At 70.2% G+C, this 10083-nt stretch carries 12 protein-coding genes; 9 read left to right on the forward strand and 3 right to left on the reverse strand.

Going from position 1 to position 10083, the window contains the following annotated elements; translation table 11 throughout:
• The 5 genes from B4E30_RS02000 to rbfA form a co-directional block, all read left to right on the forward strand.
• Window positions 1–186: hypothetical protein (locus B4E30_RS02000; RefSeq protein WP_286793269.1), on the forward strand; the 186-nt coding region annotated here is incomplete at its 5' end.
• 88 nt (window positions 187–274) lie between these two features.
• Window positions 275–1258, forward strand: a complete 984-nt coding sequence (gene nusA / locus B4E30_RS02005) for a transcription termination factor NusA (RefSeq protein WP_194383415.1) — start codon at window positions 275–277, stop codon at window positions 1256–1258.
• 83 nt (window positions 1259–1341) lie between these two features.
• Window positions 1342–1614: a YlxR family protein gene (locus B4E30_RS02010; RefSeq protein WP_194383414.1), complete on the forward strand. Its 273-nt coding sequence runs from the start codon at window positions 1342–1344 to the stop codon at window positions 1612–1614.
• 56 nt (window positions 1615–1670) lie between these two features.
• Window positions 1671–4442: a translation initiation factor IF-2 gene (gene infB, locus B4E30_RS02015; protein WP_194383413.1), complete on the forward strand. Its 2772-nt coding sequence runs from the start codon at window positions 1671–1673 to the stop codon at window positions 4440–4442.
• A 146-nt stretch (window positions 4443–4588) separates the two neighbouring features.
• The gene (gene rbfA, locus B4E30_RS02020; protein ID WP_194383412.1) at window positions 4589–5020 is read left to right on the forward strand and encodes a 30S ribosome-binding factor RbfA; all 432 of its coding nucleotides are present in this window, start codon (window positions 4589–4591) and stop codon (window positions 5018–5020) included.
• A 12-nt stretch (window positions 5021–5032) separates the two neighbouring features.
• Here rbfA and B4E30_RS02025 read toward each other — a convergent pair whose 3' ends face one another.
• Window positions 5033–5908: an A/G-specific adenine glycosylase gene (locus B4E30_RS02025; protein ID WP_194383411.1), complete on the reverse strand. Its 876-nt coding sequence runs from the start codon at window positions 5906–5908 to the stop codon at window positions 5033–5035.
• Between the two features lie 64 nt (window positions 5909–5972).
• Here B4E30_RS02025 and truB point away from each other — a divergent pair, with 64 nt between their 5' ends.
• From truB to B4E30_RS02045, 4 genes are read left to right on the forward strand one after another with little or no spacing between them, the layout of a single operon-like run.
• Window positions 5973–6863: a tRNA pseudouridine(55) synthase TruB gene (gene truB / locus B4E30_RS02030; protein ID WP_286793270.1), complete on the forward strand. Its 891-nt coding sequence runs from the start codon at window positions 5973–5975 to the stop codon at window positions 6861–6863.
• The gene (locus B4E30_RS02035) at window positions 6860–7228 is read left to right on the forward strand and encodes a hypothetical protein (protein WP_286793271.1); all 369 of its coding nucleotides are present in this window, start codon (window positions 6860–6862) and stop codon (window positions 7226–7228) included. The genes truB and B4E30_RS02035 overlap by 4 nt, the downstream gene beginning before the upstream one ends.
• A gap of 37 nt (window positions 7229–7265) precedes the next feature.
• The gene (locus B4E30_RS02040) at window positions 7266–7709 is read left to right on the forward strand and encodes a hypothetical protein (protein WP_228480772.1); all 444 of its coding nucleotides are present in this window, start codon (window positions 7266–7268) and stop codon (window positions 7707–7709) included.
• Complete coding sequence (locus tag B4E30_RS02045; RefSeq protein ID WP_194385527.1) at window positions 7706–8686, forward strand: bifunctional riboflavin kinase/FAD synthetase; 981 nt, start codon at window positions 7706–7708, stop codon at window positions 8684–8686. Before B4E30_RS02040 ends, B4E30_RS02045 begins: the two co-directional genes overlap by 4 nt.
• 19 nt (window positions 8687–8705) lie before the next feature.
• Here the strand turns inward: B4E30_RS02045 and deoC are convergent, their stop codons facing one another.
• A complete protein-coding gene (gene deoC, locus B4E30_RS02050; protein ID WP_286793272.1) occupies window positions 8706–9422 on the reverse strand; it encodes a deoxyribose-phosphate aldolase in 717 nt (238 codons plus the stop codon).
• A gap of 4 nt (window positions 9423–9426) precedes the next feature.
• Window positions 9427–10083 (reverse strand): MFS transporter (locus B4E30_RS02055; protein WP_286793273.1); only part of this gene is annotated, 657 nt, incomplete at its 5' end.

The raw sequence follows: 10083 nt of genomic DNA on the forward strand, positions 1-10083 counted from the left end.
TTCGTCGCCGACCTCTGCGAGCAGGGGGAGCACGTGCGCTTCCTCGAGTACGAGGGGTACGAGCACCTGAACGTGATGCAGCCGCGGTCCGCGCTGCTGCCGGTGCTCGTGCGCTGGACGAAGGACCGGTTCGAGCTGCGCGAACCCGCGCGTGACGACTGCGTGGCCGGAGCGCTCCCCGGCTGAGCGGATCGCCTCCGGGGTGATCGGGTAACGTATACGGGATGCCGTCGGCCACGCCGCGACGGCGTGAGAGCTGAATAGGGAGGTCGACGTGGACATCGATCTGGGTCTGCTGCGGACGGTCGAGCGCGAGAAGGAGATCCCCTTCGACGAGCTGGTGCGCATTATCGAACAGGCGATCCTCACCGCGTACGCGAAGCACAGTTCGCCGTCCGGAGAGGTCCCTGACGGAGCTCGTGCGCAGCTGGACCGAAAGACCGGGCACGTGGCCATCTTCGTGCCCCTGCAGGATGACTCCGGCGCCGTGATCGGCGAGGAGGAGACCACTCCCGACAACTTCGGGCGCATCGCCGCCTTCGCCGCCAAGCAGGTGATCAGTCAGCGCCTGCGCGACATCGCGGATGACGCCGTGCTCGGAGAATTCCGCGGCAAGGAGGGCGACATCGTCGCCGGCGTGATCCAGCAGGGTCCGAATCCGCGCATGATCCACGTCGATCTCGGAACCGTCGAGGCGATCCTGCCGCCGGAGGAGCAGGTGCCGGGCGAGGAGTACACGCACGGCTCTCGCATCCGGGTCTACGTCACCAGCGTCTCCAAGGGGACGAAGGGGCCTTCGATCACCGTCTCCCGCACGCACCCGGGCCTCGTGCGCAAGCTCTTCGCGATGGAGGTGCCCGAGATCCCCGCCGGTCTGGTCGAGATCGTCTCGCTGGCCCGGGAGGCCGGACACCGGTCGAAGATCGCCGTCAAGGCGAACGATCCGGCGATCAACGCCAAGGGCGCCTGCATCGGGGAGCTCGGCCGTCGCGTGCGCGCGGTGACCGAGGAGCTCGCCGGCGAGAAGATCGACATCGTCGACTACCACGCCGACCTGCCGACGTTCGTGGCCAACGCCCTGTCGCCGGCCAAGGTCACCTCGAGCTTCGTCCTGGACGCGAGCAACAAGGCCGTGCGGGCCCTCGTGCCCGACTATCAGCTGTCGCTCGCGATCGGCAAGGAAGGGCAGAACGCTCGACTGGCCGCCAAGCTCACGGGTGCGAAGATCGACATCCAACCCGATTCGATCCTCGAGTAGCGGGCGGAGCGGGCGTATCGAAATCTCCGTGCGAACCCCGGCGCTCGCCGTCGTGGGAAACGTCTCGGGCGCCGAGGTGTAGGATGGAACCCGTACGAACGTGCGTCGGTTGTCGCACGCGTGCTTCCCGGTCCACTCTCCTTCGGGTGGTCGCCATCGATGACCGGCTCGTCCCCGACGACCGCGCCTCGATGCCGGGAAGAGGCGCGTGGGTCCATCCGACACCCGAGTGCATGACAGCCGCTCTGCGGCGACGTGCTTTCGTGCGTGCATTGCGTGTGTCAGGACCACTTGACGCGCAGACCATCGAGAAACGGCTGAACGGCTATGGAAACAAAGTGAACGGCTCGAAATGAGACCCGTCCGCGACTAACGGTCTGCCCTGCCTGGGTGGACCCCAGACAGGAGAATTGTGGCAAAACCACGCGTACACGAGATCGCTTCCGAGCTCGGCGTCGACAGCAAGGTGGCCCTCGCCAAGCTCAAGGAGCTCGGCGAGTTCGTCAAGAGCCCCTCATCGACGATCGAGCCCCCGGTCGCCCGGAAGCTTCGCGCAGCCCTCGCCTCTGAGGGCGGGTCGGCTGACGCCAAGCCCGCCGCCGGCGCGCCGAAGCCCGGGTCCGCGCGACCCGGCGCGACCGCCCCGAAGCCGGGTGCGGCACCCAAGCCCGGTGCGGCCCCGAAGCCGGGAGCCGCGACGCCGGCAGCCGCAGCGGCGCCCGCCGCGAGCACTCCGAAGCCGGGTGCACCGGCGCCGAAGCCCTCCGCGGACGCACCCGCTTCGCGCCCCGGACCCAAGCCCGCCCCCGGCGGTTCGACGCCGCAGGCTCCCCGTCCCGGCGGCACCCAGCGTCCCGGCGGCAATCAGCGTTCCGGTGGCTCTCCCCGTCCGGGCAACAACCCGTTCGCGTCGTCGCAGGGCATGGGCCAGCGTCCCGCGGGCCCGCGTCCCGGAAACAACCCGTTCGCGTCGTCGCAGGGCATGGGGCAGCGCCCCAACCCCGGCAACATCCCGCGTCCGCAGGCCCCGCGTCCCGGTTCGCCGCGTCCCGGCGCCCCGCGTCCGGGCGGCGCCGGTCGTCCCGGTGGCGGCCGCGGCGGTGCCCCCTTCCAGCAGCGTCCCGGCGGCGCCGGTCGGCCCGGTGGCGGCGGCGGTGCCGGTGGCGGTTTCGCCGGTCGGCCCGGCGGCGGTTTCGCCGGTCGGCCCGGCGGTGGCGGCCGTGGCCGCGGCGGCGGCACAGCCGGTGCCTTCGGCAAGGGCGGCGGCAAGTCGAAGCAGCGCAAGTCGCGTCGGGCGAAGCGTCAAGAATTCGAGATGAGGGATGCGCCGCAGGTCGGCGGCGTCAACGTCCGCAAGGGCAACGGCGAGATCATCCGCATGCGCCGCGGCGCATCGATCTCCGACTTCGCGGACAAGATCGAGCAGCTCGCCGGCTACTCGGTGCAGCCGTCGACCCTGGTGACCATCCTGTTCAACCTGGGCGAGATGGCCACCGCGACGGAGTCGCTCGACGAGGCCACCTTCGAGGTGCTCGGCGATGAGCTCGGCTACAAGATCCAGATGGTCTCGCCCGAGGACGAGGACAAGGAGCTCCTCGAGGGCTTCGGCCTCGACCTCGAGCAGGAGCTCGCGGAAGAGGACGACGACCAGCTCGAGATCCGTCCGCCCGTCGTGACCGTCATGGGCCACGTCGACCACGGTAAGACGCGCCTTCTCGACGCGATCCGTGAGACGAACGTCACCGAGGGCGAGGCCGGCGGCATCACGCAGCACATCGGCGCCTATCAGGTGTGGACCGAGCACGAAGAGATCGAGCGCGCGATCACCTTCATCGACACCCCGGGTCACGAGGCCTTCACCGCCATGCGTGCCCGTGGTGCGCAGGTGACCGACCTCGCGATCCTCGTGGTCGCCGCCGACGACGGCATCATGCCCCAGACGGTGGAGGCGCTCAACCACGCCCAGGCCGCCGAGGTTCCGATCGTCGTGGCCGTCAACAAGGTCGACAAGCCCGACGCGAACCCGGGCCGGGTGCGCCAGCAGCTCACCGAGTACGGTCTCGTCGCGGAGGAGTACGGCGGCGACGTGATGTTCGTCGACGTCTCGGCCCGGCAGGGCACGGGCATCCAGGACCTTCTGGATGCGGTGCTGCTCACCGCCGACGCGGGTCTCGACCTGCGTGCGAACCCGAACAAGGACGCCCGCGGTGTCGCGATCGAGGCCAAGCTCGACAAGGGTCGCGGTTCGGTCGCGACGGTGCTGATCCAGTCCGGAACCCTCCGGGTCGGAGACGCCATCGTCGCCGGCACCGCCTACGGCCGCGTGCGCGCCATGATCGACGAGAACGGCGAGCAGGTCGCGGAGGCCGCTCCGTCGCGGCCGGTCCAGGTGCAGGGTCTGAACTCGGTGCCCCGTGCGGGCGACGTGTTCATCGTGACCGAAGAGGACCGCACCGCGCGCCAGATCGCTGAGAAGCGCGAAGCCGCCGAGCGCAACGCCCAGCTGGCCAAGGCCCGCAAGCGCATCTCGCTCGAGGACTTCACCCGCGCTCTCGAGGAGGGCAAGGTCACCTCGCTCAACCTCATCATCAAGGGCGACGTCTCCGGTGCCGTGGAGGCGCTCGAGGAGTCGCTGCTGAAGATCGAGGTCGACGAGTCGGTGCAGCTGCGGATCATCCACCGCGGTGTGGGTGCCGTCACCGAGTCCGACGTGAACCTGGCCACGATCGACAACGCGATCGTGATCGGCTTCAACGTGCGCCCCGATGCCAAGGCTCGTGAGCGCGCCGCGCGCGAGGGTGTGGACATCCGCTTCTACTCGGTCATCTACAACGCGATCGACGACGTCGAGCAGTCGCTCAAGGGCCTGCTCAAGCCGGAGTTCGAAGAGGTGCAGTCGGGTGTCGCGGAGATCCGCGAGGTGTTCCGCTCGTCGAAGTTCGGCAACATCGCCGGAGCGATCGTGCGAAGCGGCACCATCACGCGCAACGCCAAGGCCCGCATCATCCGCGAAGGCGTCGTCATCGCCGATGGCCTGGCCATCGAGTCGCTGCGCCGCTTCAAGGACGATGTCACCGAGGTCCGCACCGACTACGAATGCGGTATCGGCCTCGGCAAGTACAACGACATCCAGATCGGCGACGAGATCGAGACGACCGAAATGGTGGAGAAGCCGCGCGGCTGACCATTTGCTGCTCCGGAGGCTGCCTTCCCTTCGCTCGCAGAGCGGGGACCCCGCCCGCTTCGCGGGCACCCCGATGCTCGCTCTCGGGAAGGCAGCCTCCTCGCGGCCGCGAAGACAGCCGTCGGCGATGAGGAGAAAGAGTGACTATGGGAAACGAACGACAGGCGCGACTGGCGGACCGGATCCGCGTCCTCATCGCCGAACGTCTCGAGAAGGGGCTGCGCGACCCGCGGCTCGGCTTCGTCACCATCACCGATGTGCGGGTGACCGGAGATCTCCAGCACGCGTCGGTGTTCTACACGGTGCTCGGAGACGAGAAGGAGCAGGCGTCGTCGGCTGAAGCACTGCGCGCAGCCACCGGGATGCTCCGCAGTGAGGTGGGACGCAAGCTCAGCGCCCGCCTCGTGCCGACCCTGGAGTTCATCCCGGACGGGATTCCCGAGAACGCCGGCCACATCGAGGAGCTTCTGCGCGAGGCGCGTGAGCGGGATGAGGCCGTGGCCGGGATCGCTGGAACGGCGAGCTTCGCCGGCGAGGCGGACCCCTACAAGAAGGTCCGCGACGACGACGAGGAATGAGCGCGTCGCGTTTCAGCGCGGCAGTCGGAGCATCCCGTCGACCGCCTCGATGAGCCCATCGGCCACGAGGGAGTCGATCGCGCGATCGCGCTGGACCGGGTCCGGCCACGCGGGGATGACCTCCTCGGCGGAGACCTGATGCACCTCGATCTCCCGCAGCGCGGCGAGGATCGCGCCGCGCGCCTGTCGGTCGCTTCCTTCGTACTTCGCCTGCTTCTTGCGGGTGTCGCCGGTGTCGGGGTATCCGGCCGCCCGCCAGGCGCACTCGGCGGAGACGGGGCACGACCCGCATCGCGGTGATCGCGCGGTGCACACCAGCGCACCCAGCTCCATCGCGGCGGCGTTGAAGCATGCGGCGGCGCCGTCGTCTGACGGCATGAGCGCCTCCATCGCCGCGAGGTCGCGACGATGCGGCGCGCCAGGGTGAGCCTGACCGTCGATGATCCGCGCGATCACCCGCCGGGTGTTCGTGTCGACGACCGGATGGCGGTCGCCGTAGGCGAACACGGCGACGGCGCGGGCCGTGTAGTCCCCGATTCCGGTGAGTGCGAGGAGATCCTCGACCGAACGGGGAACGATGCCGCCGTGGCGCTCCGTGATCTCCACGGCGGCGCGATGCAGCCACAGGGCGCGGCGCGGGTAGCCGAGGTTGGCCCACTGCCGGACGGCGTCGGCCGGGGGAGAAGCGGCCAGAGCCGCGGGCGTGGGCCAGCGTCGCAGCCACGCCTCGAGCAGCGGGATCACCCGGTTCACGGGTGTCTGCTGCAGCATGAATTCGCTCACGAGCACGCCCCAGGCGCCGAAGCCCGGGTGTCGCCAGGGGAGATCGCGCGCGTTGTCGGCGAACCAGGCGTTCAGCGGCGTGGCGATCTCGGCGCTGCGGGGCATCCCTCCAGCGTACGATCCGATGCCGCGCACGGGGCGGGCGGGCCGGGCCACGTAGGCTGGGAGGATGCGTCCCGCCCCCGGCATCCTGCTCGTCGACAAGCCGGGCGGCCCCACGAGCCACGACGTCGTCGCGCGTGCGCGGCGCGCACTCGGAACGCGGAAGATCGGCCATGCGGGGACCCTCGATCCCATGGCGACGGGCCTGCTCGTGCTGGGCGTTGAAGCGGCCACCCGCCTGCTCACCTTCGTCGTCGGCCAGGACAAGACGTATCGCGCGACCATCCGGCTCGGGGTGGCGACCGACACCGACGACGCGGACGGCCAGGTGACCGGCCGGATCGACGCCTCCGACGTGTCATCCGACGCCGTGGCGGACGCCATCTCGCACCTTCGAGGAGACATCTCGCAGATCCCCAGTCGTGTGTCGGCGATCAAGGTCGACGGGCGCCGTGCGTATGACCTCGCGCGGGCGGGCGAGGATGTCGAGCTCGCCGCTCGAGAGGTCACGGTGTCGCGCTTCGACGTGATGGCCGAGCGGCGCGAAGGCGACATCCTCGACCTCGACGTCGTCGTGGACTGCTCCAGCGGGACCTACATCCGGGCGCTCGCGCGCGATCTCGGCGCCTCGCTGGGCGTGGGCGGTCATCTGACGGCGCTGCGGCGCACACGCGTCGGATCGTTCGACGTCGTCGATGCCGCGGCGCTCGATGACCTCGATGCGGCGCGGATGATGCCGGTCGCCGCGGCGGCGTGCGCGGTGCTGCCGCGGCTCGAGGTCACCGCCGACCAGGCCCGTGACCTGCGACACGGCAAGCGGCTGCACGGTCTTGCCGCGACGATCGATGCCCCGCGCGCCGCGGCGATCGCGCCGGACGGGACCTTCGTGGGGGTCGTGCGTCCGCGCGGCGACGATCTGCGGAGCGAGATGAACATGCCCGAGGAGGCCGGGGCGTGATCGAGTGGTTCACCTACGTCCAGGTCGCCGTCGCCGTCGTCGCGGGTGCCCTGTGCATCGTGCTCGGCCTCGCCGGACGCCGCCCGAGCGACCTCACCGTGGGCTCGCTCGCGCTGGTCGAGCTGCTGCTTCTCGCCCAGATCGTGATCGCGATCATCGCCCCGTTCGCCGGCAACCCGCCGACCGGGAGCCTGCTCGAGTTCTGGGTCTATCTCGTCAGCGCGGCGCTCGTTCCGCCGGCGGCGGTGCTGTGGGCTCTGCTGGAGCGGAGCCGGTGGAGCACGGTCGTCCTCGGTGTCGCCGCGCTCGCGGTGGCGATCATGGTCTACCGCATGCAGGTGATCTGGGCCGTCCAGATCGCGTGACGCGGCCCGCTCGCGCGAGGCCTAGAATCGAGGTGCGATGTCCACACCCCCGTCCCGCCCCCGTATGACCGGCATCGGTCGGGTGCTCGTGATCGTGTACGCGATCATGGCCCTCGCCGCGACCGGCCGCAGTTTCGTCCAGATCGTCCAGCGCTTCGACGAGGCACCGCTGGCGTATTCTCTGTCGGCTCTGGCCGCCGTCGTCTACATCCTCGCGACACTGGCCCTGGTGTTCTCGGCCTCCGCGATCTGGTACCGCATCGCCTGGGTGGCCATCGGCTTCGAGCTCGCCGGTGTCCTGATCGTCGGAACGCTGAGCTTCGTGCTCCCCGACCTCTTCGCCCACCCGACGGTGTGGTCCTGGTTCGGCGGGGGATACCTCCTCGTGCCGCTCGTGCTGCCGTTCCTCGGACTCTGGTGGCTGTGGACGCACCGCGCCCGCGTCACCGCGGAGCCGCATCCCGCTTCGGTGGCCCCGTGACGGTGTGGCGTCATCCCGACGAGGTTCCGGAGGGCTACGGACCGTCGGTCGTCGCCATCGGCAAGTTCGACGGCGTGCACTCCGGTCATCGCGCGGTGATCGATCGCGCGCGCGTCGATGCTGCCGCGACCGGTGCCCGTGTGGTCGCGGTCACCTTCGACCGCAATCCGCTCGCGGTCCTGCGACCCGAATCGTGCCCGGACGCGCTGGCGAGCACGACCCAGAAAGTGCGGCTCCTCGCCGACGCGGGTGTGGACGCGACCCTCGTGCTCACGTTCGACGAGCAGCTCGCCGCCCTGGATCCCCGCGACTTCGTCGAGCACGTTCTCGTCGACGCCCTGGCCGTGCGCACGGTTCTCGTCGGGCAGGACTTCCGCTTCGGCCGCGCCGGTGCCGGCGACCCGGAGACGCTGCGCGCACTCGGAACCGAGCTCGGGTTCGACGTGCATGTCGTCGAGGACGTCTGCGCGGTCGACGGCCGCCGCGTGTCGTCGACGTGGGTGCGCGACCTGCTCGCCGAGGGGGATGTGGCCACGGCCGCACGGCTCCTCGGTCGGCCTCACGCGGTGCGCGGCGAGGTCGTGCACGGGCTGAAGCGGGGGCGCGATCTCGGGTACCCCACCGCGAACCTCTCCGCCGACGGCGATGGCCTCGTTCCCGCCGAGGGGGTCTACGCCGGATGGCTCGTCGATGAGGGCGAGCCGACCGGTTCGGGTGCGGCGCCTCACGCCCGCACCCGCTATCCCGCCGCCATCAGCATCGGCACGAATCCGACGTTCGGCGATGTCCTCGTCCGCCAGGTGGAGGCCTATGTGCTCGATGAGACCGATCTCGATCTGTATGGACACACCGTGGAGATCCGCTTCGTGGAGCGGCTGCGCGGGATGGTGGCCTTCAGCGGCATCGAGCCGCTGATGGCGCAGATGGCCGACGACGTCGCCCGCACGCGGGCGACGCTCCTCACGCGCGGCACCTGACGCCCGAGCGGCTCGCGCGTCAGTAGGAGGACTCGTCGACTCCGCCGGCAGGCGTCTCGCCGGCATCGTGCGCGCGGGCGGCGCCGAGGATGGTCGCCGCCGCGGAGGTGCCCAGGCGCGTGGCGCCGGCGTCGAGCATCGCGACGGCCGCGTCGAGGCCGCGCACTCCGCCGGAGGCCTTCACCTGCACGCTGTCCCCGACGCTGTCGCGCATGAGCCGGATGTGCGCGACCGTGGCGCCTCCGCCGGCGAATCCGGTGGACGTCTTCACGAAGTCGGCTCCCGCGGCCTCGCTGAGGCGGCACGCGCGGATGATCTGCTCGTCGTCGAGGTAGGAGGTCTCGAAGATCACCTTGACGACGTGGCCCTCAGCTGCCTCGACCACCGCACGGATGTCGGCCTGCACGTCGGCGTCCATGCCGGAACGCAGCCATCCGATGTTGAGCACCATATCGAGCTCGACCGCTCCGTCGGCGAGAGCCCGGGTCACCTCGGCGACCTTCGTCGCGGTCGAGGTGGTGCCGTGGGGGAAGCCGATCACCGTGCCGACGGCGACCCCGGTCCCCGTCAGGCGCGCGACGGCGTGCGGGATGTCCGAGGGACGCACGCAGACGCTGAAGACCTTCCATTCGGCGGCGATGTCGAGTTCGGCGTCGACCTCGGCCCGCGTCAGTTCGGGCTTGAGGATGGCGTGGTCGATGGTCGCGGCGAGCTGACGCTCGGTGTAGGTGGTCATGTGCTCAGCCTACGTCGGAGCGGGCCGGGAGCCGGTTGCGGATGCCGGCGAAGGAGACCGCGCCGCCGACCGCGAGGAGAGCGGCCGTCACGACGGCAGCGCGGTGGAAGCCGTCGAGATCGAGGGCACCGCCGACGATGGTGGCGAGCATCGCGATCACGATGAGTCCGGCGACCCGTGAGATGGCGTTGTTCACCGCCGATGCGATACCCGATCTCGACGTGTCGATCGCGCCGAGGATCGCCGAGGTGAGCGGCGACACCGTGAGGGTGAGACCGAGACCGAAGGCGATCACCCCGGGGAGCACCTGGGTCCAGTAGTCGAACGGTTCGCCGACGGACAGCAGCAGCAGGGCGCCCGCGGCCATCACGATCGGCCCGACGGTCATGAACAGGCGCGGGCCGAACCGGCCGGCGAGATCGCCGACACGCGAGCTGAAGAGGATCATGAGGATCGTGATGGGGAGGGTCGCGAGCCCGGCGAGGGTCGCCGACAGCCCGGCTCCCTGCTGCAGGTAGACGCCGACGACGAAGCCGTTGAGCGAGAGCGCGGCGTAGACGAACGCGGTCGCGAGGTTGCCGGCCCAGAAGTTGCGCGCACGGAACAGGTCCAGGGGCATCATCGGATCCTCTGCCGCCGCCTGCCGCACGAGGAAACCGGC

It is taken from the genome of Microbacterium sp. UBA3394, from assembly GCF_002358725.1.
GTDB classification, from domain to species: domain Bacteria; phylum Actinomycetota; class Actinomycetes; order Actinomycetales; family Microbacteriaceae; genus Microbacterium; species Microbacterium luteum.

What these genes read in the sequence shown, in the direction of transcription:
- B4E30_RS02010 (WP_194383414.1), top strand. Translation starts at nt 1,342, where the DNA reads ATGGAACCCGTACGAACGTGCGTCGGTTGTCGCACGCGTGCTTCCCGG.
- rbfA (WP_194383412.1), top strand. Translation starts at nt 4,589, where the DNA reads ATGGGAAACGAACGACAGGCGCGACTGGCGGACCGGATCCGCGTCCTC.
- B4E30_RS02025 (WP_194383411.1), bottom strand. Translation starts at nt 5,908, where the DNA reads ATGCCCCGCAGCGCCGAGATCGCCACGCCGCTGAACGCCTGGTTCGCC.
- truB (WP_286793270.1), top strand. Translation starts at nt 5,973, where the DNA reads ATGCGTCCCGCCCCCGGCATCCTGCTCGTCGACAAGCCGGGCGGCCCC.
- B4E30_RS02040 (WP_228480772.1), top strand. Translation starts at nt 7,266, where the DNA reads ATGTCCACACCCCCGTCCCGCCCCCGTATGACCGGCATCGGTCGGGTG.
- deoC (WP_286793272.1), bottom strand. Translation starts at nt 9,422, where the DNA reads ATGACCACCTACACCGAGCGTCAGCTCGCCGCGACCATCGACCACGCC.